Genomic DNA, 19891 nt, shown 5'->3' with positions numbered 1-19891 from the left:
GGAAACCATGACCCTGATCTTCGACAACCCTGCCGACTTTGAGCAGGAGGCGCTGGACGGATTTGTCGCAGCCAACCGCGGCTACGTGGCCCGCGTGGACGGCGGCGTGGTCCGCTCCACGGACGTTGCTGCCGGCCAGGTGGCCGTGGTGGCGGGCGGCGGTTCCGGCCACTATCCCGCCTTCGCCGGGCTGGTGGGGCCCGGCCTGGCAGCTGGAGCGGTGTGCGGCAACATCTTCACGTCGCCCTCTGCCGGGCAGGCCTACCGGGTGGCCAAGGCGGCGGACGCCGGCGGCGGAGTCCTGTTCAGCTACGGCAATTACGCCGGTGACCTGATCCATTTCGGCGAGGCGCAGCAGCGGCTGAATGCCGAAGGCATCGAGACCCGCACGGTGCTGGTCACGGACGACATCGCCAGCGCTCCCCTGGACCAGATGGACAAGCGCCGCGGCATTGCCGGTGACCTGACGGTCTTCAAAATTGCGGGCGCGGCGGCCGAAGCGGGACTGGACCTTGACGCCGTCGAACGGCTTGCTGTCCGCGCCAACTACCGCACCCGCTCCCTCGGCGTGGCCTTCGACGGCTGTACGCTGCCGGGCGCTGCGGAACCGCTGTTCCAGGTGCCGGCCGGCAAGATGGCTCTGGGCCTGGGTATCCACGGCGAACCGGGGATTTCCGAGCATCCAATGCCCACGGCCTCCGAGCTGGCCGAACTGCTCGTCTCCCGGCTGCTTTCCGACAAGCCCCAGGACGCCGGGAACCGCGTGGTGGCCATCCTCAACGGCCTGGGCCGGGTGAAGTACGAGGAATTGTTTGTGCTGTTCGGCAAGCTTGAGAAGCTCCTCACCGCCGCCGGCCTTACCGTCGTGGAGCCGGAGTGCGGCGAACTGGTCACCAGTTTGGACATGTCCGGCCTGTCCCTGACCCTGCTGTGGCTGGACGAGGAACTGGAGCACTACTGGGCCGCCCCCGCTGACACTCCGGGGTTCCGCAAGGGCACCATGGCACCGCGCGCACGGCGGGAACTAGCAGGGCCGGAAGATGCCGCGGCCGCCGACCTTGAAGAGACGACGGCGGCAGCGGCCGGGCTGGGCCGGCTGGCAGCCGCCGTGCTCGCGCAGGCGCGGGACGCCGTCGTCGAACATGTTGAGGAACTGGGCAGGCTGGACGCCATTGCCGGCGACGGCGACCATGGGATCGGCATGCGGCGGGGCGCGGTAGCGGCGGCAACTGCCGCGCGGGACGCCGCGGCAGCCGGAGCTTCCGTGCAGCGTGTCCTCTCGGCTGCGGGGGAAGCCTGGAGCGAACGCGCGGGAGGAACGTCGGGGGCGCTGTGGGGCTCCGCCGTGGCCGCTGCCGGCAGGACTCTCGGCACCAAGGACTCGTACCGCGGGGAGGACGCGGCGGCCGCCGTGGCAGCTTTCACGGACGCCGTCACCACCCTGGGCAAGGCGGAACCGGGCGATAAGACCATGGTGGACGCGCTGCTTCCCTTCCGGGAAGCCTTCCTGGCCGCGCTCGACGACGGCGCGCCGGTGACCGGGGCGCTGGCCTCCGCGGTAACCGCCGCACGGCAGGCAGCCGACGCCACGGCATCCCTGCGCCCGCTGAAGGGGAGGGCCCGGCCGCTGGCCGAGAAAAGCCTGGGGCACCCGGACCCCGGAGCGGTTTCCTTTGCCCTGATCGCGACACGGATTTCTGATTACCTCGACTTTTCGCAACCCCTGCCCGATTCCCAATTGGCCGCTTCGGTGGCCGGAACCGGAGCCCAGGAATGAGTGCGGGGGGCGCTGCAGGCTGGCGCATCGTTATCGGCAACGATGAGGCCGGCGTCGAATACAAGGAGGCGCTGAAGGCGCTGCTCGCAGCGGACAGCCGTGTCGCGTCCGTCGTGGATGTGGGGGTCGGTGCCGGCGACACGACCGCCTACCCGCATGTCGCCGTCGACGCCGCCCGCAAAGTGGCGCAGGGCGAGGCGGACCGTGCGCTGCTGATTTGCGGTACCGGACTGGGCGTGGCCATCGCGGCGAATAAGGTGCCGGGGATCCGCGCCGTCACCGCCCACGACGGCTACTCCGTCGAACGGTCCGTGCTCAGCAACAACGCGCAGGTCCTCACCATGGGCCAGCGGGTCATCGGCCTGGAACTGGCCAAGAAGCTGGTGGGCGAATGGCTCGGCTACCGCTTCGACGAAAATTCAGCCTCCGCCGCGAAGGTAGAGGCCATCTGCTCCTACGAGCCCGAATCCACGAAGGCAGTCTGATCATGACCGAAACAGCAACCATCCCAGCATCTGCGAGCGCCCGGAAATTCGCCATCGTCGGCTCGGGCTACATGGGCGGCGGGATCGCACAGGTCCTGGCGCTGGGAGGGGCGCGTGTGGCCCTCTCTGACGTGTCCGCAGAGGTGGCCCAAAGCAATTACGACCGCCTCTTAGTGGAGTCTGACCAGTTCGTGGCCGACGGGCTGTTCCCGGCAGGCTCCACCGAAATCCTGAAGCAGAATCTCTGGGCCGCAAAGGACATCGAGGAGGCCGTGGCCGACGCCGACTTCATTGAGGAAGCCGTCCCCGAGGTTATGGAGATCAAGCACCAGACGCTTTCGCGGATCAGTGCCGCTGCCCGGGCGGATGCCATCATCGGCTCCAACACCTCCACCATCTCCATAGCTGAGTTGTCCCGGCCGGTCAGCAATCCGGAGCGGTTCCTGGGCGTGCACTTCTCGAACCCGTCCCCGTTCATTCCGGGAGTCGAGATCATTCCGCACGCTGGCACGTCTGCCTCCACCGTGGGGGCGGTCCGCGAGCTGGTCCACGCCGCCGGCAAGCAGACCGCCGTGGTCAAGGACGTCACCGGTTTTGTGCTGAACCGCCTCCAGTACGCGCTGTTCCACGAGGCGGCGCAGCTGGTGGAGCAGGGCATCGCGACGGCGGACGACGTGGACACCCTGGTCCGCACCACCTTCGGTTTCCGGCTGCCGTTCTTCGGTCCGTTCGCCATCGCCGACATGGCCGGGCTGGACGTGTACAACTTCTGCTACGAGTCGCTGCAGAAGGATTTCCCGGCGCGGTTCGCCACACCTGCGATTCTGTCCGATCTGGTGGAGGCCGGGAAGCTCGGCACCAAGACCGGCGCCGGGTTCCTCAACGTCCCGGCCGATCGGATTCCCGAGCTGATCGCCTACCGCAACAAGGCCTACGTGGCCATGCAGAAACTGCTGGATGAGCTGGGCCCGGCGCCGCTGGGCTGAGACGGGCGGCTTCCGCTGGTGAAGTGCTCATGGGCCCACCGATCGACTTAGCATTGGAGTCGATTCGTACCCGCAAGAGTTAAAGTGAATGGTCCAACCCAAGGACGGAGGATTCCATGGCCGCCGAGAGTTCCGAAGAGTCCCAGCCTTTGCACGGTTCAATCTACGAAAACGATCAGGAAGTCATCGAAGAGGCGGTGCGGATGCTGCGCGAACTCGACGACACTCCCCTGCATCAGATGACCCCGCTTTTCTACCAACACGGGTACGAGGAGTTGCGCCTTCTGACCCTCGAGCTGCTTCGCATCTTGGGTAGTGACCCCAAGGCGTAGTGGCAAGGTCGGCGGATTCGCCGGGTTCAAGCAGCGAAGTCTTATCGAGCTGCGCCTGGACGTCACGCTTCACCTGAAGTCGGCCCACCAGTTGGTGCGCTTTCAAGTCGACAACGGACCTTATGTAAAGCTGGCGCCGCGAGGGGCTCCCGGAAGGTTTCCTGTGCCACCCCGGAACGACCCTCCAGGTCTTCGTCAACCACGCCAATTCAATTCACCATGTGTTCGGGCAGGGCCTGAACCGTGGCGATCTGAAATTGGCGAAGCTCCAGTCAAATAGCGGTTGACCGGAGCTCCGGTCCATTATGTGCCGGTAAACCTGAGGATTCCCTGTGAGTTCGGCATGGTGGTTGTTATGGTGGTGGCCGTTATGTAAAGCCGGAGCTCCGGCCTTCCCAGCAAAAACTAGGCCTCGATTATCAATCGATTCAACGGCTTCCACAAGCTCGGAGAGGCCGCGACGGAGGTTTCGCGTGACCCTGCCCACTAGCCTGCAGCCGAGGTGATCGTATTGCGACAGAGCCGCCTGCTGTCAGGACTCGCTTTTGATGCAGGCTACTAAATAATTTCGGGTCGGCCTGCTAGGTGAATACTTTAATCTTTCAGTTACTTGCTAATGTGAACGAAAACTGTATCTGGGGGTTTGATTTGGCACGGCGTCGTGGCTTTTTAGCGGAAATGCAGCACCAAGCGAGAGTGGCCGAACAGCGCCAGCGAGCCGCGGCACGGGAACAGGCGGCGTCGGCGCGCCGGGCCGAGCAGGCATGGAAAGCTGAGCAAAGGGCGCAGGCTGCACTGCAGCGTGCTTCCGAGGCGGACCGCAAACGCCTTGAGAAGGAAGCGCATGACGCCCACGTGGCCAGCCGCCAGGCCGAAGTCGAGCAGCTGAACGCCCAGCTTGCAAGCGTTTACGATCAGGTTGACAGCCTCCTTGAATCGACTCTGGCAGTGGATGATTACGTTGACCTTGCCAGCTTGCGCAGAAGGGCTGAGCATCCCCCGTTTGACCGGAAGCTCGAGACCCCAATTCCCGCGCCTGTACCCCTGCCCGATCCCCCGGCCCCGGTGTTCGAACCCCCCGCTCCCCCGACCGGGCTGTTTGGCCGCAAGAAGAAGCTTGCTGAGGCCCAAGCCCAAGCCGAGGCCGCGTTTGCCGAAGCTTATTCGTCTTGGGAGCATGAGATGGCCCAGTTGCCCGGGCGGCGGCAGGCGGTTGCTGATAGGTATGCGGCCGATGAGAACAACCGAAAGCAAAGGCTGGCGGCAGCACAAGCCCGGTACCAGGACGAATGCGCCGCGCGTGAGACCGAGGTTGCTGAGCACAACGCCTCGATCGACCAACTCATCACAAATCTCAGTTACGGTTCCGTGGAAGCGGTCCAGGAATACGTAGGCATCGTGCTCGCCAACTCCGTCTACCCCGACGGATTCTCCGTAGAGCACGAGGCAGAGTTTGAACCTGGCACAGCAGAACTCGCGTTGCGCGTCCCCAGACCAGGTCCCCACGATCAAGTCCTACAAGTACGTAAAGGCCAGCGACGAGATCACGCCGGTAGCGCTTTCACAGAAAGAGTCGAAGGACCGATATGCGGGAATCGTCCACCAGGTCGTACTGCGGACTTTGCATGAAATCTTTGAAGCTGATCGTCGCGCGCTGATACAAAGCATCGCGCTGGAAGTCGGAACACAGACAATTAACCCGGCGACAGGCAACGAAACGTACATACCTTTCGCCGCAGTCGGGGTATCACGTGAGGCCTTTTCTGCCATCGACCTGTCAGCGGTGGTGCCTGCGGCTACTCTGGAACACTTGGGTGCCGCAGTCTCAAAGAACCCACTCGGGCTGGCACCCGCGAATGTCGCAGGAGTTCGGCGCTCCTGATGACGACGGCTGATCTGGTTTTCAATCCGCCTCCTGGCTGGCCCCAGCCCCCCGCGTCCTGGCGGCCACCGACAGGCTGGACGCCGGACCCTTCGTGGCCGGCACCCCCGCCAGGATGGCAACTCTGGCTGCCATCAGGAGATTCGCCCTCCCCGGCCGACACGGAGCCGGGACCTGAATCATCACCGAGCAAAGAGGAACCCACCGTATCTTCAGTGGCTGCACGGGTTGCATTTCTTGAGGCAGAAAATGAACTTCTTCGGCGGCAACTCTCCGATGCTACCGACGCATCCACTCCATACGTTGAACTCGACGACGCGCGAGTGCTCCAGGAAGTCGGCATTTACCGGTATCACCACCCGCTTGAGAATGCTGCATCGTTTCGTGACCGGCTAGACGAGGTGGAAAGGCGAATCGCGGAACTGGTTAAAGCCGGGCAGGCGATCGTGAAGTCGAATCTGTTCACCTTCAACAATTCCCTCGCCAAGGGCCGGCGCATGACCGATGACCTGGCCAAACTGATGCTTCGCGCCTATAACGCCGAGGCGGACAACAGCATCAGATCCTTAAAGCTAGGCAATGTTGTCACGGCGAAGCGTCGCCTCGATGCGTCCCGCATGGCAATCGCAAAACTGGGCGCACTGATGGAAATGCACATCAGTGATGACTTCCACGCTCTGCGCGTCGAAGAAATCGAGCTCACTGCCGACTGGCTCATGAAGAAGCAGGAGGAGAAAGAAGCAGAACGAGAGGAAAAGGCTCGTCTGCGCGAGGAACGCCGCGTCGAACGCGAACTCGCCGAGGAACGGGCCCGGCTCGACAAGGAACGCGCCCACCTCCTTAATGCTCTCAACGCGATGCGAGCATCTGGTCAGGGGGATGCCGATCTCGAGCGGAGGCTCGAGCTTATCGACGAAGCCATCGCTCAGAACGACTTCCGGGCAGCTAACATCCGCGCTGGCTACGTTTACGTGATCTCCAACCGCGGAGCCTTTGGCGATGACGTCGTCAAGATCGGCCTGACACGGCGGCTCGAACCCGCGGAACGCGTCGCGGAGCTCAGCGGCGCATCAGTACCGTTCCGCTTCGACATCCACACTCTTTTCTTCTCTGAAGATGCCGTCACCTTGGAAAACGAGCTCCATAAACATTTCGCGACGAAGGCCGTGAACCAGGCCAATCCACGGAAGGAGTTCTTCTTCGCCACCCCAGCTGAGGTGCGGGACGTACTGGTAGAAAAAGTCGGGAACCTTCTGGAATTCAGCGAACAAGCGGACGCTACCGAATACCTTCAATCCATCAAGCACTGGCCGGACCGGCCTTCCCAAGAACCGACGGTTTCATCACTGCCCATCGCTAAGCAATAGAGACGTTTCCCGCGGCGCTCAGCAGTTGGGCGGTGGCCCTCATTCGCTTGCAACTGCGGCCGCAAAACCAGCTGGTGCACCTCGAAACGGTATCCACAATGCCTTGACTTCCTTCCTGAACGGGCCTAGAACTCAACCTGACAGGACGAGGATAGGAGGCCACGTGAGCGGGCAGCGGATCGGCTACGTGCGGGTGAGCACTTTGGACCAAAATGAGAAGCGCCAACTCGAAGGCCAAATTCTGGACCGGGTCTTCATGGACAAAGCCTCAGGCAGGGATACTGCCAGACCGGAGCTCACGCAACTGCTGCGGTTCGCACGAGATGGGGACACCGTGGTGGTTCACAGCATGGACAGGCTCGCCCGCAACCTCGATGACCTGCGAGCCCTGGTCCAGGGTCTCACCCGCAAAGGCGTGCGGGTGGAGTTCATAAAAGAGAGCCTGGTCTTCACCGGTGAGGACTCCCCCATGGCCAACCTCATGCTCTCCGTCATGGGCGCCTTCGCTGAATTCGAACGCTCCCTCATAAAGGAACGCCAAAAGGAAGGCATCGCCCTAGCCAAGCAACGCGGCGCCTACAAAGGACGGAAAAAGACCCTCACACAGGAACGGGCCGCCGAGCTCGTCCAGCGCGCCGGCGCCGGAGTTCCAAAAGCCCTCCTTGCCCGTGACTACGGAATCAGCAGGGAGACCGTCTACCAGTATTTGCGCCAAGCCAAGCTGGAGTGAGCCGCTCCCCTGCCTCCGCCGTCGATGTGCAATAGTTCGCGCAGCCCTAGCTTGACGGAACGTCGGCTATCGGCACTGCGCAGGTTTGGTGACAAGTGATCATGTTGGGGAAATCGGTGGGGCTGCGTCGGGCAGAATCCTGCGTAATGAGAGCCCCCCTAATAGCAGCCTAAGAATAGGCCATAGCGCGTTTTGCGCCAGTCCTGGAACTCACGCGTGCAAAGATGTCTTAGCACATAAGGAGGCAAACGTGGCCAAAGAGGACTGGGACAACGTCCCGCGAACGTTCCGAGATCTAAGCTGGGGTTTGCAAACCATCGTAGTGGTTTCTTTCTTAGCCGCCCTCGCCTGTATTTTGCTTGGTATCAGCATGGATTCTCAGCAGTGGTGGCGAGAGAGTCCGTTCCTGGTCAACCTAGCGTCCTCAGCAGCAGTAGCTTTCTTCGGCTTTCCTTTAGGGCTGGTTTTAGTAAAAGCCATTTCCGTTCGCCAGGACGAACGCATCGAAAGACTCAGTGCCTACCGGCTAGCATTGGCTTCCGCAAAGGACTTGCGTGAACGCGCCACCCGTCTGGAGCGCGGGAACCTCACAACTGATGCTTTGAAGGATCTGCTTAAAAGGGCAGAGGCCAGCGTCCATTGGAGTCGCCACCTGCTGATTGACGAAAGCGACAGGGGTACTAGCCAAAAAGAAAAGGAAGACCAACTAGCCTATGCTTCCGCACTCGTAACGGAGTCGGAGGAAGCCTTCAAGGAATTCGGGCCGACCGATGACGAAGATAGAAGCGTTCTGGAGCTCGAAGACGCATGGCGATATTGGGACAGGTCTATCCGCCCGCGGTTACTGAGCGCCGGCGTGGATTGGGTGACTAATAAAGCTGATGCGCCAGGACGAAGCCTGCGGTGGACGAACCTTTTCGAAGGCACTCAAAAAATCACACTCAATATGTGGCCTCATTTTGAGAACTTTCGTCAAGGCCGTAGGCCTCTGGAAACAATTGTTGAGGACTTAGAGAGAATTGAAAAGCAACTGCGACCAAGGCAAAGGTCAGTGGACTACGCTATTGCGCTGGCCGACTTTGCTTGTGCCCTTGTAGCGGCCATAGAGTCGCACGAAGAAGCTGACGTCATCAATGGAAGGCAGAGGGCCAAGGTGTAGGCGAGTAGCAAAGCTAAAAGCGTAGGTCGCTTATCACGCGTTTATGCGGCTCTTTCAGTTGCTACTTGACATAATCGCTGTTATCGGCGTTTCGTCTGAATGCTCATTAGATGAGAGAAACGCGCATCTGCTCCAGGGTTTTTCTGCTCCGGCACCTGGGCAATGTCTGCCGAGTCTGCTGAAGCGCGGCCCGGGAGCGGTGTTGGGGTGAGAGGTCGCCGGTGCTTGACCGCAGCTTGTCCCATGTTGGGACAAGCTGCTATTGTCCCAACATGGGACAAAACAAAAGGTTCAGTGAAGTAACAGTTGATGAAGCATCCGCAGCGTGGACACACGTCCGCCAGGCCGACCTCGCCCGCACCCTCGTCCTAAGGGACGTCGTTCACGTTCTTACCAGCAGGGGCTGGACCGTCAGGCAAGTCGCCGACCAATTGGGCGTCAGCAAGTCCCAAGTGAACCGCATAGCAAGGGACCGCCTCCCTCTGGCCATCCCCACCGGCGCTTCGGGAGATCAGGCGCTGGACTTCGCGGACCGCGCTTGGGCCCACGCTGGGGGGCGCCCAACGGGTGTGCCTTGGGGCGATACTGCAGCCCACTCCCCTAGTTGACGGAATATCCGTTATCGGCCTTTGAAAACAGGCGGGGGAGTGCTCCGGTATGGGGCTGCTTCCCGCCGTTATTAGTGACGGTTTCTCCCCAAGCTCTCCCAGTCCAAACTGCCCAGCCGGCGTCCGGACGCCGGGCTCGGCCACGCCGCGAGACGCTCCCTTTATATATCAGGCCGGAATGAGGGAGGACGTCTCGTCGAGGCGGTGGATTTCCAGTTCCGTGAGGGCCAGGGAGGCTGCTGCCATGAGGTCGGGCAGCTGTTCCACGGTGCGGGCGCTGGCGATTGGGGCGGCGATATTGGGTCGGGTGAGAAGCCAGGCGAGGGCTGTTGTCGCAATAGTGGTGCCTCGCTCCTGCGCGATGTCGTCGAGGACGGAGATGACCCGCAGGCCTTCGGTACTGAAGTAACTGCCTGCCATCTGTTCTCGGGGTGTCCCGGTGAGGTCTTCGCGGGTCCGGTATTTGCCTGTGAGGAATCCGCTGGCGAGGGACCAGTAAGGGATGACCCCGAGCCCGTTGGCGGCAGCCAGGGAAGCGAGTTCGCCCTCGAAGTCAGTTCTGTGGACCAGGTTATAGTGCGGCTGCAGGGCCACGGGACGGGCGTAGCCGTTTTCGTCCGCGATCCTGATCCATTCCCTGATCCGGTCCGCGCTGTAGTTTGAGAGGCCGACGTGACGGATTTTTCCGGCGATGACGAGATCATCGAAGGCTCCGACGGTCTCCTCCAGGGGCGTGGTCTGGTCGTCGAAGTGCGCGTAGTAGAGGTCGATGTAGTCGGTGCCGAGGCGTCGCAGGGATGCTTCGGAGGCAGCCACGATGTTCTTTCGGGATAGGCCGGGAAAATCGGGGTGCTGGCTGACTTTAGTTCCGATGATGATCTGGGACCTGTTGGAGCACCGTGTCATCCAGTCTCCGATGATGGTCTCGGATTCGCCTCCGGTGTTTCCCTCGGCCCAGGCCGAGTAGCTGTCTGCTGTGTCGACGAAGTTGCCGCCCTGGCTGGTGAAGGCGTCCAGAACGCTGTGGGAAGTCGGTTGGTCCGAGGTCCAACCGAAGGTGTTTCCTCCCAGGGCGAGCGGGAAGATGTTGAGATCCGAATGTCCGATAGTCGTCATTTGAAGGTCCTTTGATAGTGGGGTGTGTCAGTCGGAGAGCGCGTCGATGAGTTCTATTTCAGGTGGAGCCAGGGCGAACCCGTCCAGGTGGAGGTTTTCGACGATTCGTGCGGGATTGGTTGAGCGCGGGATCGTCACGATCCGCTTTTGGATCATCCAGCGAAGGACGATCTGGGCGACGCTGACGTCATGCTCGTCGGCCAGATGAAGCAGTGTCTTGTTATGCAGGACCGGACCGCCCTGACCCAGCGGTGACCAGGCTGTCGTGACGATGCCGCGTGCGGTGTTTTCCGCGACCAGCCTCTTGCGCTGCCGTAGGGGGTTCAGTTCGATCTGGTTTACCGCGGGGGTGACGTCCGAATTCAGGGCCAGCAGGTCAAGATCGGCGACTTCGAAGTTCGAAACACCGATGGAGCGGACGGTTCCGCGTTCCAGGAGTTTTTCCATGGCCCGCCAGGTTTCGGTGACCAGATGGGAGTCCTGCTGGGGCCAGTGGATGAGATAGAGGTCAATGACGTCGGCATCGAGCAGGCGGCGTGAGGTTTCGAACGCTTTCAGAGTTTGAGCGAAGCCCATGTCGCCGCGCCATACCTTCGTGGTGAGGAAGACGTCTTCGGGGGTTAGCCCGGCGTCGCGGATTCCCTGCCCTACGGCCCGTTCGTTCGCGTAGAAGGTTGCGGTATCAAAGGCGCGGTATCCCGCCCGCGCGGCGGCGGCAATGTCGGCGCGGGAAGTTTGCCAGCACCCGTATCCGACCGGTGGGATGCTCGCTCCGGTATTGAGCCGGATGTTAGTTGCGGAGGTCATGCTGTGATTCCTTTGATTCGGGCCATGACGGGCCGGAGGGTAGTTACGGGGTGGTGCACAGGGCGCCGGTGGAACCCGGATCCCTGGTGACGTATGAGCAGGCATGATTTTTTAGGAGGCGGGCCGCTTCGGCGGCTTGACCTGCTTCGAGGGCTGCCATGATTGCGGTGTGTTCTTCCACCGAGGTGGGGAGGCCTGCCCGGTCGTGGGCGGCGCCTACGAGGGTGAGCATTTCGATTCCCAGGGCGTTCCAGGCCCGGGTAAGTGCGTCGTTGCCGGCGCTTTCAACGATGCGGCGATGGAAGCGTGTGCTGTGAAAGCACAGCGCGATGAGGTCGCCGTTCTCCTGCGCGGCCCGCATTCCGTCCAGAGCCCTGGCCAAGTCCGCTGTCTTGCCCTTCAGATGACGCGCTGCAGAATGTCCGGCGATTTCCTCGAGGGCGGCCCTGACCGGGTGGGCCTGTCGCAGGTCCTCGCTGTCTAGTTCCCGAACGCGGCAGCCCTTGTTGGGTACCGACTCTACAAAGCCCATGCCCGCGAGGTCCCGCAGCGCCTCCCGAACAGGTGTCTGGCTGGTGCCCAGGCTCCCGGCTATCTCCAGTTCTGTCAGGCGCTGGCCCGGGACGTACGTCCCGTCCACGATCCTGGCCGCGATGTGGTCGCGGACGCGGACGCGCAAAGGCGTGGCAACCAAACGGCCGCCGGAAGAAGAGCCCGAATCGTGTTGCTTGACCGTGGACTCCCCCGCTGCCGCTGTCATTTTGGGCTACTTTCCTTAGACGAGCCTTACCAACCTAGATACTAAATTATCGATTATCCATAATTGATGTATGACTACGGAAAAAGAGGAACCCGACGCCCACTGACCACGGTCCCGCGCCGTACGTCCTCGACCTTTAGAGGGCTACGGAGGCAAACCACGACTACAGAAGGACAATCTGGACAGGCGACCGGCTGCAGGTCACTGTCATGGCCATCGCCCCGGGGGACGACATCGGACTGGAAGTGCACCAGGACGTGGACTAGTTCCTTCGGGTTGAGAGCGGACAGGGCAAGGTTCAGATGGGCCCGGCAGCGGAGAACCTGATCCATGAATGGGAGGCACGGGGCGGCGATGATCTTCGTCCCGGCCGGATCCTGGCACAACGTCACAGCCGTGGGCGCTGATCCCTTGAAGCTCTACTCGATCTATTCACCACCGGAACACGCGCACGGGACTGTGCAGACCACAAAATTTGATCCGACTAACTGACCAACCATCAATACGGCCGGACGCCTGCGGCAGATTAACGTCCGACAATGCGGATCCCATCCGAAAGGAACGCCGAGCTATGTCTGAAAGAAGCATCCCCCGGCTGACCGCCGTGGCCGTGACACTGGCTGTCGTCATGGACCTGCTTGATACCACCGTGGTCAATATCGCGGTGCCTACCCTTCAGGAGGAGTTCGACGCCGGCCCCGGTCCGGTCCAGTGGGTCATCACCTCCTACCTTCTGGCCATCGCGGTGTCACTGCCGATGAGTGGTTGGATCAGCCGCCGCCTGGGCCAGGGACGCGCCTTCCAGATCGCGTTGGGAATCTTCGGGACGGCCTCGGCCCTCACCGCCTTGGCATCGTCCCTGCCGGTTCTCATCGCGTTCCGGGCCCTACAGGGTCTCGGCGGAGGGCTGATCCTCCCGATCGGCATGGCCATGCTTTTCGCCGCTTTCCCCTCCGACCAGCGGGCCAAGGCCTCCGCGCTCATGTCGGTGCCGGCGGCCCTCGCCCCGGTCCTGGGCCCACTGATCGGAGGGTGGTTTGTGCAGGACATCGGCTGGCGGTGGGTCTTCTGGCTCAACGTCCCCATCGCCCTCGCCGCCATCCTGACCGGCCAGCGTCTGCCGGCGCAGCGGCCGGCGACCCCCGGTGCCCGGTTCGACGGCATTGGCCTTGTGCTTGTCTCTGCAGGCCTTGTGCTTTTGGTGCTGGGCCTTACCGGTGCCGAGAACGAATCCCCCGCTGCCCTGCCCCTGACCGCCATCGCCGCCGCGGTGCTGCTCCTGGCCGCGTTCGCCGTGCGGCAACTCCGCCGCGCAGAACCCTTGCTCAATGTCCGGCTGCTCGTCAAGCGGGAGATCTGGAGCAGTAACCTCGCCTTCCTCCTCACCGCCCTGGCCTATGGTGGGCTACTGTTCCTGCTCCCGCTGTATCTGCAGGGCCAAGACGGGATGTCCCCACTGGACAGCGGACTCATGACGTCCCTGCACGCCGTCGGCATCCTGCTGGCTACCCCAGTCACCACCCGGTTTACCCGCCGCACGGGCCCGCGCGCGCCGCTGGCTGCAGGGTTGGGTCTCATGGCAACGGGAGCGGGGGCACTGTCACTGACGGGCCAGGCCACGCCGGGCTGGCTGACGGGCGCCGCGATTCTGGTCGCGGGTGCGGGCTTCGGCACAACCATCGTCCCGCTGCAGACAGCTACCGTCACCGGATTGCACGGTCCGGAGCTGGCCGACGGTTCGACGATCGTGAACATGGCCCGGCAAATCGGCATGGCGGTCGGCGTAGCCGCCGCCGCTGCTGCCCTCAATGCCTGGGGCGGCACGGGTGGCCCCGGTTCCGGATATGCCGGCGCCTTTCTCCTTACCGCGGTCCTGGCAGCGCTGGCTATTGTCCCCAGCATTGCCTTCAGGGACCCCAAGCCCGCACCGCGAGATCCAGAACATGCCCCGAAACAGCCTGAAGGGGCGGGCGCCACGAGAGCATCATGAAAGACTGGGCAGATGGCGGTATCAGCAGCATTTGAGAACGAGAGCCTCTCGGAAAAGGTCAAGCGCACCATCGTGGACCGGGTCGTTGACGGCACCTACCCTCCCGGTATGCGCCTCGTGGAGCTCCAGCTCGCTAAAGAATTCGGCGTCAGCCAGGCCCCGGTCCGCGAGGCCCTGCGGGAACTATCCTCCACACGGCTGGTCGAAAACATCCCCCGCCGCGGAACCTTCGTCCGGTCCGCCTCCCAGGACGACCTCGCCGAAGTCTACTTCGTCCGCCTCGCGCTGGAGGGAACCGCCGCCGCCGCCGCGTACCCGGCACTGCACGCCGATCCCTCACCCCTGCGCAATGCGTTGGCGGGTATGCGTGAGGCCGCGGCGACGAACGATGCCCACGGCATCGCCAAATACAGTACGGACTTCCACCGGGCTGTTGTCGTCGCGACCGGGAACCGGTTGATGCTGGAGATCTGGGATTCCCTCTATGTCGAGGCCCGCACCATGGCCACCGTCGTGCGCGGCCACGTCGACCTGCACGCAGCGGCCGAAGCCCACGTCCCGATCCTGGACGCCTTCGAGAGCGGCACACCGGACCTCTGCACCAAGCTCGTCATCGAACACCAGCACGAGTACTCCATCCTCCCCCAGGAATAAGCCCCTTCCTCCTCCCCCGGAAGGTCCCGCACCCCCTCTAAAAGAAATTATCGATAATCGCTTGTGATGCCAGTCACGGTCGTGTAGAGTCATTTCATCAATTATCGATAATCGATTCGAAGGGGAATCACTTTGAAACTCGTTACCTTCCGCCACCAGGGCACTCAGCAGACCGGCGTCCTCAACACCGACGCCACAACGGTGACTGCCGTGCCGGGCGGGCAGGACCTGCTCTCACTCATCGACAGCTGGGACGGCGCCGCGGCTCAGCTGGCCGCCTTTCCCGGGGAAGCAATTCCGGTGGCCGACGTGGAGCTGCTGGCCCCGATCCCGCTCCCCCGCCGGAATATCTTCTGCGTGGGCCGCAACTACGTCGAGCACGCCAAGGAATTCGCCAACTCCGGCTACGACGCAACCGCCAGCGCCAACGCCCAGCCGGAATACCCGGTGGTGTTCACCAAGGCGCCCTCCACGGTCATCGGGACCGGGGCGGACGTGGACCCGCACACCGGCGTCACCTCCGAACTCGACTACGAAGCCGAACTCGGCGTCATCATCGGCACCGGCGGCCGCGGCATCAGCAAGGCCGACGCGCTGGACCACGTCTGGGGCTACACGATCATCAACGACGTCACCGCCCGCGACCTCCAGAAAGACCACAAGCAGTGGTTCCTGGGCAAAAGCCTGGACACCCACTGCCCAATGGGTCCGTGGGCGGTCACACGCGACGAGGTCGGAGACGGGCCCCTGGATCTGCTCTGCACCGTCAACGGGGAAACCCGGCAGAAGGCGACCACGGCCGACCTGATCTTCGACATCCCCACGATCATCGAAACGATCAGCGCCGGCATCACCCTGCAGCCCGGCGACATCATCGCGACCGGCACCCCGGTCGGTGTCGGCATCGGCTTCACCCCGCCGCGGTTCCTGACCAGCGGAGACGTCGTCGAGATCAGCATCAGCAAGCTCGGCACGCTGTCGAACCGGATCGGAGAAGGACGATGAGCACCGCGACCATCCCTGCGGGACTGACAGCGGTCGGTACGAAACACCTCTTCGTCGAAACCACCGGCACCGGCGATGACGTTGTCCTGGTCCACGGACTGGGCGGCACCACCAGCTTCTACGAGCCGCTCGTCGCCTCCCTGGCCGAACGGTTCCGCGTCACCCGCTACGACTTCGCCGGGCACGGCCGCTCGCCCCAAAACGGGGACCTGAGCCTGGAATCCCTGACCGCTGAGCTGGCCCTGGTCATCGAATCCCAGACCACCTCGGGCCGGGCCCACCTCGTCGCCCACTCGATGGGAACCCTCATCGTCCAACAGCTGGCGTCAGCCCGCCCTGACCTGGTCCGTGACGTCGTCCTTCTGGGCCCGGTCCGGGAACAGGCCCAGGCGGCCAAGGACGCCACCCGGGCACGGGCGGCCCTCGTCCGCGAAAAGGGCATGGCCTCGGTGGCCGACACCGTCGCCAACGCCGCTACCGCCGATAAGGCAGCGATCGGGAACCCGCTGGTGCGCCCCTTCGTCCGCGAACTGCTCCTGGGCCAGGACCCGGAAGCCTACGCGCAGGCCTGCGAAGCCCTCGCCGCAGCCACCAACCCGGATCTGGCCAACGTCCAGTCCAAGGTTCTGCTGCTGACCGGCAGCGACGACAAAGTCAGCACCCCGGCCGCCAACGAGGCCATCGCCGCGGAGCTGGGCCAGGCAGAACTCCTGGTCGCCCCGGGCACCGGCCACTGGACCGTTCCCGAGGCGCCGGACTTCGTCACCGCCGCCGTCCTGGACTTCCTCACCGGCTCCACGCTCAAGCCGGACACGAAGAAAACGTGCGCCTGCAGCAGCCCCAGCCCGGGCTGCCAGTCGCGCCGCCAGCAGACCATCACCATGCAGATCCGCAAAGCCCCCTAACAACCGCACCATCTCAAGATAAGGACAACGAAGTCATGTCGAAAACCCTCTTCACCAACGTCAACATCCTCGACAGCACCGGCGCCCAGCCCTTCCTCGGCGAAGTGCTCGTCGTCGATGAGCGCATCACCGACGTCCGTCCCGGCACGGGCAACCTGCCCCGAGACGGCGCCCGGGTCATCGACGGCCGCGGCCAGACCCTGATGTCGGGCCTGTGCGACGCACACACCCACTTCACCTGGAACGACGGGGACCTCAACAGCCTCGAAACCATGCACGTTGAGGAACACCTGCTGCACACCGTCGAGTCGGCCAAGTACTACATCGACTACGGCTACACCATGTGCTTCGGCGCGGCCAGCGCCAAAAAGCGCCTCGACGTCGTCGTTCGCGACGCCATCAACGCCGGCCGGATCCCCGGCCCCCGCTACCTGGCCAACGGCCAGGAAATCGCCACCACCGCCGGGGACCTCGTACCCGGCATCACCCAGATCGCCGACGGCGTCGAGGAAATGCGCAAAGTGGTCCGTGAAACCATCGGACTGGGCGTGGACCAGATCAAACTCAGCATCTCCGGCGAGGAAATCACCGGCACCAAGGCAGCCACCGACACCTACATCACCGAAGCAGAACTCCAGGTCGCCGTCGACGAGGCACACCGCCGGCACGTACGCGTATGCACCCACGCCCGCAGCCGTGACTCCGTCCTCATCTCCCTGAAAACCGGCGTCGACATGATCTACCACGCCTCCTACATCGATGACGAGGGCATGGACCTCCTCGAAGCCGCCAAAGACCGCGTCTTCGTCGCCCCGGCCATCAACTGGCTGGTCGCAACCCTCCAGGACGCCGAAGCCTTCGGCTACTCCCACGAGGCAGCCGAACAGGCCGGATACGCCCGCGAACTCGACATCGCCGTCAAAGCAATGCAAGAGATGCGCCGACGCGGCATCCGTGTGCTGCCCGGCGGAGACTACGGCTTCGCCTGGACACCCCGCGGCACCTACGCCCGCGACCTGGACCACTTCGTGAAGCTCTTCGGCTACACCGAAATGGAAGCCATCATCGCCGCCACCGCTCTCGGCGGGGAACTGTTCCAAAAGCCCAACGAACTCGGCAAGGTCCTGCCCGGTTTCTACGCCGACATGATCCTCGTCGATGGCAACCCCCTCGAAGACATCACCATCCTGCAGGACCTGAACAAGATCACCGCAGTGATGAAAAACGGCGAATTCCACCGCGAACCGGCCGAAAACACCCCGGCCGCCCCCGAAAGCGCCGACCCCGCCGACCTCGCCCTGACCCACCTCTAACAAGCACCCACGCTGTATGGCCCCGGCTTTCCGGCCGGGGCCACACAGCTAAATACGCCCCCGCCAAAAGAACCAACGCCTCTCCCGCAATCTGTGCCCGTAAACAAAGCGTGCACGCTCCCTGAGCTTTCCTTTTCAAAAAGACAATGACGCCATTTTGACCCTTAGGAACCACCCATGAAGCCCCTCGTCATCATCGGAATCACCGCCGGAATCCTTGCCGGCCTCTGGACCCAATTCAGCACACCCCTGGGCCTGATCACCTGGGTCGGATTCCTCTCCTGGGCATGCTTCTTCGCCGCCGGCGGAAAACGCGCCGGACTGCTCAAGACCATCCCCGCCAACCTCTCCGGCGTCCTCTGGGGCGCTGTCATCCTCTGGGCAGCGGCGAACCTGCCCATCCCCGGCGCGCTCGGGATCTCCGTCGCCATCGCAGCCTTCGCCATGTGCGTCCAGGCACGCTGGAGCGTCCTGGGCTTCATCCCCGGAGCGTTTGCCGGATGCGCCGCCTACTTCGGCACCACCTTCGACGCGGCCGGCACCTGCCTTGCCCTGATCGCCGGCGCCTGCCTTGGCTGGCTCTCCGAATACACCGCAGGGCTCCTGACCACCACCGGCAAGAAGGACCAGACGCCCGCACCTGTCGCGGACACCCAACCCGTCGGCTAAAACAATAACAAGGCCGCTCCATCGGCCAACCCCTCCCAGGTGCCACCGGCCCGATCCCCGGCTGTCGGTGGCACCTGAGCCCAACCCTGCCCACCACCTAAGGAACCGTGATGAACGCACTAACAGCCCATGCAGCCGCCGGGTCCTTCCCGATCGGACACAGAACCTTCACCCCCAAGCCAGCACAGGCCTTCCGGGTCGATGACTGGTTCCGCCTCCCCACAGCAACAGTGGAAATCCGCCGAAACGGCACACACATCAGAACCGCACGCGTCGAAGAAGCCACCCCGGACTCCCGAATGCTGTGGCTCTCACCCGAAGGCGTCGACTCACGCATCCTCATCGACAAACTCGACGGATACGAAGTGTGGATCGACCCCGAACAGCACTACTACTACATCCAGCAACACCGGTAACCGAAGGAGGCAGCCATGACTACCATTACCGAACGGCCCACCACCATCGACCCCACCCACGTACGGGCCGTCATGTCCATGGTGCCCACCAGTGTCACCGTCGTCGCCGGACAACCTGAACTCACCGGCGAACGCGCCGCCATGATCGTCGGATCATTCGTCTTCATCTCCCTGGACCCGTGCCTGGTCGGTTTCTTCGTCGGCAACAAGTCCTCCAGCTGGCCACAGCTCAATAAAGCCACCGTGCTCGGCATCAGCACACTGGGCTCCGGACAGGCCGGCTTCTGCCGCAAGCTGGGTAAAAAGGAAGCCGACCGCTTCGCCGAAAATTTCTGGACCCAGGGCGCATACGGTGCCCCACTGGTCGCAGGCGCCGTCGCAACCATGGAATGCCAAATCGAGAACGTCACCCCCATCGGGGACCACGCCTTCGTCCTGGCCCGAGTCCTGGGCCTTAGCACCGGCGGCCTCACAGACCCCCTCGTCTTCCAAAACCACGCATTCTCCGGCCTCCTCCCCCACTGACACCACCAGTTCGGCCCCTGAGAAACGACACGACCGCAAAACCCCGAATAAGAGGCTCACCATGTCCCCGGACACCCCAGGACCAGCAACCGTCACACCCCCGAGGGCCACCGCTGCCACTACCAGCCAGCAGGACGACGCTCTTGAAAACCTGCTGCAAGCACCGGCCAAGTGGTGGACGCCTTCAACCGGGCCAAGAACAGCACGAACGCCTCGGACGTTGACTATGTCCTCACGCTGGGTCCGGCACGCCCAGCCAACTTCGTAATCATCATCGGTACCGCCTCGCCACGGGTCATCGAGGACTTCCTTGGTAGACGGGACGGGCTTCCCACTCAATGAAACGGTATTGCCGGCCGGCGCAAGCTCGGACAGGGGTCCGCAAGGGACCACTCCCCTACTCGG

Annotated in this window: 21 protein-coding genes; 18 read left to right on the top strand and 3 right to left on the bottom strand. The window is 63.1% G+C overall.

Annotated features, from left to right (window positions below; genetic code table 11):
* Positions 1 to 7: 7 nt before the first annotated feature.
* The 9 genes from AC5RWA_RS09080 to AC5RWA_RS09040 all read left to right on the top strand — a co-directional run bounded on the left by AC5RWA_RS09080 (position 8) and on the right by AC5RWA_RS09040 (position 9326).
* Positions 8 to 1777 (top strand): dihydroxyacetone kinase family protein, encoded by a 1770-nt coding sequence (locus tag AC5RWA_RS09080; protein WP_494057344.1) that lies wholly within the window; start codon positions 8 to 10, stop codon positions 1775 to 1777.
* Positions 1774 to 2262 carry a ribose-5-phosphate isomerase gene (locus AC5RWA_RS09075; protein ID WP_494057343.1) on the top strand — a complete coding sequence of 163 codons (489 nt, stop codon included), beginning with the start codon at positions 1774 to 1776 and terminating at the stop codon, positions 2260 to 2262. Before AC5RWA_RS09080 ends, AC5RWA_RS09075 begins: the two co-directional genes overlap by 4 nt.
* Positions 2263 to 2264: 2 nt before the next feature.
* Positions 2265 to 3248, top strand: a complete 984-nt coding sequence (locus tag AC5RWA_RS09070; protein WP_494057342.1) for a 3-hydroxyacyl-CoA dehydrogenase family protein — start codon at positions 2265 to 2267, stop codon at positions 3246 to 3248.
* A gap of 116 nt (positions 3249 to 3364) precedes the next feature.
* Positions 3365 to 3580, top strand: coding sequence for a hypothetical protein (locus AC5RWA_RS09065; protein ID WP_275730092.1), 216 nt, complete (start codon positions 3365 to 3367; stop codon positions 3578 to 3580).
* 696 nt (positions 3581 to 4276) lie between these two features.
* Positions 4277 to 5209, top strand: coding sequence for a hypothetical protein (locus AC5RWA_RS09060; RefSeq protein ID WP_494057341.1), 933 nt, complete (start codon positions 4277 to 4279; stop codon positions 5207 to 5209).
* Between the two features lie 252 nt (positions 5210 to 5461).
* Positions 5462 to 6829, top strand: a complete 1368-nt coding sequence (locus tag AC5RWA_RS09055) for an SNIPE associated domain-containing protein (protein ID WP_494057340.1) — start codon at positions 5462 to 5464, stop codon at positions 6827 to 6829.
* Positions 6830 to 6992: 163 nt separating this feature from the next.
* Positions 6993 to 7559: a recombinase family protein gene (locus AC5RWA_RS09050; protein ID WP_494057339.1), complete on the top strand. Its 567-nt coding sequence runs from the start codon at positions 6993 to 6995 to the stop codon at positions 7557 to 7559.
* A gap of 250 nt (positions 7560 to 7809) precedes the next feature.
* Complete coding sequence (locus AC5RWA_RS09045) at positions 7810 to 8718, top strand: hypothetical protein (RefSeq protein ID WP_275730082.1); 909 nt, start codon at positions 7810 to 7812, stop codon at positions 8716 to 8718.
* A 272-nt stretch (positions 8719 to 8990) separates the two neighbouring features.
* The gene (locus tag AC5RWA_RS09040; protein WP_494057338.1) at positions 8991 to 9326 is read left to right on the top strand and encodes a helix-turn-helix domain-containing protein; all 336 of its coding nucleotides are present in this window, start codon (positions 8991 to 8993) and stop codon (positions 9324 to 9326) included.
* Positions 9327 to 9494: 168 nt separating this feature from the next.
* On the opposite strand, the gene AC5RWA_RS09035 is transcribed toward AC5RWA_RS09040, so the two are convergent.
* From AC5RWA_RS09035 to AC5RWA_RS09025, 3 genes are read right to left on the bottom strand one after another with little or no spacing between them, the layout of a single operon-like run.
* Positions 9495 to 10442, bottom strand: a complete 948-nt coding sequence (locus tag AC5RWA_RS09035) for an aldo/keto reductase (protein ID WP_494057337.1) — start codon at positions 10440 to 10442, stop codon at positions 9495 to 9497.
* A gap of 27 nt (positions 10443 to 10469) precedes the next feature.
* Positions 10470 to 11249 carry an aldo/keto reductase gene (locus AC5RWA_RS09030; RefSeq protein ID WP_494057336.1) on the bottom strand — a complete coding sequence of 260 codons (780 nt, stop codon included), beginning with the start codon at positions 11247 to 11249 and terminating at the stop codon, positions 10470 to 10472.
* A gap of 43 nt (positions 11250 to 11292) precedes the next feature.
* Positions 11293 to 12009: a GntR family transcriptional regulator gene (locus AC5RWA_RS09025; protein ID WP_494057335.1), complete on the bottom strand. Its 717-nt coding sequence runs from the start codon at positions 12007 to 12009 to the stop codon at positions 11293 to 11295.
* A gap of 571 nt (positions 12010 to 12580) precedes the next feature.
* Here AC5RWA_RS09025 and AC5RWA_RS09020 point away from each other — a divergent pair.
* From AC5RWA_RS09020 to AC5RWA_RS08980, 9 genes are all read left to right on the top strand, one after another.
* Positions 12581 to 13999: a DHA2 family efflux MFS transporter permease subunit gene (locus AC5RWA_RS09020; RefSeq protein ID WP_494057334.1), complete on the top strand. Its 1419-nt coding sequence runs from the start codon at positions 12581 to 12583 to the stop codon at positions 13997 to 13999.
* A 12-nt stretch (positions 14000 to 14011) separates the two neighbouring features.
* Positions 14012 to 14653, top strand: coding sequence for a GntR family transcriptional regulator (locus AC5RWA_RS09015; RefSeq protein WP_494057333.1), 642 nt, complete (start codon positions 14012 to 14014; stop codon positions 14651 to 14653).
* A 132-nt stretch (positions 14654 to 14785) separates the two neighbouring features.
* Positions 14786 to 15658, top strand: coding sequence for a fumarylacetoacetate hydrolase family protein (locus tag AC5RWA_RS09010; RefSeq protein WP_494057332.1), 873 nt, complete (start codon positions 14786 to 14788; stop codon positions 15656 to 15658).
* A complete protein-coding gene (locus tag AC5RWA_RS09005) occupies positions 15655 to 16563 on the top strand; it encodes an alpha/beta fold hydrolase (protein WP_494057331.1) in 909 nt (302 codons plus the stop codon). The genes AC5RWA_RS09010 and AC5RWA_RS09005 overlap by 4 nt, the downstream gene beginning before the upstream one ends.
* A 35-nt stretch (positions 16564 to 16598) precedes the next feature.
* Complete coding sequence (locus tag AC5RWA_RS09000) at positions 16599 to 17876, top strand: metal-dependent hydrolase family protein (protein ID WP_494057330.1); 1278 nt, start codon at positions 16599 to 16601, stop codon at positions 17874 to 17876.
* A gap of 177 nt (positions 17877 to 18053) precedes the next feature.
* Positions 18054 to 18545, top strand: coding sequence for a DUF1097 domain-containing protein (locus tag AC5RWA_RS08995; protein WP_494057329.1), 492 nt, complete (start codon positions 18054 to 18056; stop codon positions 18543 to 18545).
* A gap of 110 nt (positions 18546 to 18655) precedes the next feature.
* Complete coding sequence (locus AC5RWA_RS08990; RefSeq protein WP_494057328.1) at positions 18656 to 18961, top strand: hypothetical protein; 306 nt, start codon at positions 18656 to 18658, stop codon at positions 18959 to 18961.
* 15 nt (positions 18962 to 18976) lie between these two features.
* On the top strand, positions 18977 to 19486 hold the full coding sequence (locus AC5RWA_RS08985) for a flavin reductase family protein (RefSeq protein WP_494057327.1): 510 nt from the start codon (positions 18977 to 18979) through the stop codon (positions 19484 to 19486).
* Positions 19487 to 19657: 171 nt separating this feature from the next.
* Positions 19658 to 19828 carry a hypothetical protein gene (locus AC5RWA_RS08980; protein ID WP_494057326.1) on the top strand — a complete coding sequence of 57 codons (171 nt, stop codon included), beginning with the start codon at positions 19658 to 19660 and terminating at the stop codon, positions 19826 to 19828.
* The last annotated feature ends 63 nt before the right edge of the window (positions 19829 to 19891 follow it).

It is taken from the genome of Arthrobacter sp. 210 2 (assembly GCF_059093025.1).
Note: the sequence above shows the minus strand (reverse complement) of the source record. Positions and strands in the feature narration are given on the sequence as shown.

Bases quoted from the DNA above. Each gene is read 5' to 3' on its own strand.
- AC5RWA_RS09080 (WP_494057344.1), top strand. From the start codon at position 8: ATGACCCTGATCTTCGACAACCCTGCCGACTTTGAGCAGGAGGCGCTG.
- AC5RWA_RS09075 (WP_494057343.1), top strand. From the start codon at position 1,774: ATGAGTGCGGGGGGCGCTGCAGGCTGGCGCATCGTTATCGGCAACGAT.
- AC5RWA_RS09070 (WP_494057342.1), top strand. From the start codon at position 2,265: ATGACCGAAACAGCAACCATCCCAGCATCTGCGAGCGCCCGGAAATTC.
- AC5RWA_RS09065 (WP_275730092.1), top strand. From the start codon at position 3,365: ATGGCCGCCGAGAGTTCCGAAGAGTCCCAGCCTTTGCACGGTTCAATC.
- AC5RWA_RS09055 (WP_494057340.1), top strand. From the start codon at position 5,462: ATGACGACGGCTGATCTGGTTTTCAATCCGCCTCCTGGCTGGCCCCAG.
- AC5RWA_RS09040 (WP_494057338.1), top strand. From the start codon at position 8,991: ATGGGACAAAACAAAAGGTTCAGTGAAGTAACAGTTGATGAAGCATCC.
- AC5RWA_RS09035 (WP_494057337.1), bottom strand. From the start codon at position 10,442: ATGACGACTATCGGACATTCGGATCTCAACATCTTCCCGCTCGCCCTG.
- AC5RWA_RS09030 (WP_494057336.1), bottom strand. From the start codon at position 11,249: ATGACCTCCGCAACTAACATCCGGCTCAATACCGGAGCGAGCATCCCA.
- AC5RWA_RS09025 (WP_494057335.1), bottom strand. From the start codon at position 12,009: ATGACAGCGGCAGCGGGGGAGTCCACGGTCAAGCAACACGATTCGGGC.
- AC5RWA_RS09020 (WP_494057334.1), top strand. From the start codon at position 12,581: ATGTCTGAAAGAAGCATCCCCCGGCTGACCGCCGTGGCCGTGACACTG.
- AC5RWA_RS09015 (WP_494057333.1), top strand. From the start codon at position 14,012: ATGGCGGTATCAGCAGCATTTGAGAACGAGAGCCTCTCGGAAAAGGTC.
- AC5RWA_RS09005 (WP_494057331.1), top strand. From the start codon at position 15,655: ATGAGCACCGCGACCATCCCTGCGGGACTGACAGCGGTCGGTACGAAA.
- AC5RWA_RS09000 (WP_494057330.1), top strand. From the start codon at position 16,599: ATGTCGAAAACCCTCTTCACCAACGTCAACATCCTCGACAGCACCGGC.
- AC5RWA_RS08995 (WP_494057329.1), top strand. From the start codon at position 18,054: ATGAAGCCCCTCGTCATCATCGGAATCACCGCCGGAATCCTTGCCGGC.
- AC5RWA_RS08990 (WP_494057328.1), top strand. From the start codon at position 18,656: ATGAACGCACTAACAGCCCATGCAGCCGCCGGGTCCTTCCCGATCGGA.
- AC5RWA_RS08985 (WP_494057327.1), top strand. From the start codon at position 18,977: ATGACTACCATTACCGAACGGCCCACCACCATCGACCCCACCCACGTA.